General features: G+C 67.6%; 1 protein-coding gene. It reads left to right on the top strand.

What is annotated here, in order from left to right:
• On the top strand, positions 1-312 hold a 312-nt coding region (locus SCA31_RS22870; protein ID WP_410699332.1), incomplete at both ends, for a glycoside hydrolase family 15 protein.

Raw genomic sequence — 312 nt, 5'->3', positions numbered from 1 at the left:
GCCGCGGCATGGCGTGAATGGCTCCTCCGGGCAATCGCCGGAGACCCGGCCAAGCTGCAAATCGTGTACGGGCTCGACGGCGCCCGCCGACTTCCGGAGGCAGAGATCCCCTGGCTCTCCGGTTACGAGGGTTCCACGCCGGTCCGGCTGGGAAACGCCGCGGCCCCCCAACTCCAACTCGATGTGTGGGGCGAAGTCCTGGATGGGCTCTCGCTGACCCGGGCGTACTCACCGCCGGGCACAGTCGATAACTCTTGGGATATCCAGGTGGCCCTCATGGAGTACCTGGAAGGGGCGTGGGACCAGCCGGAC

Origin of the sequence: Chryseobacterium sp. SIMBA_028, from assembly GCF_046535285.1 — a bacterium.
Classification (GTDB): domain Bacteria; phylum Bacteroidota; class Bacteroidia; order Flavobacteriales; family Weeksellaceae; genus Chryseobacterium.
This window is presented reverse-complemented; position numbering and strand designations above follow the sequence as displayed.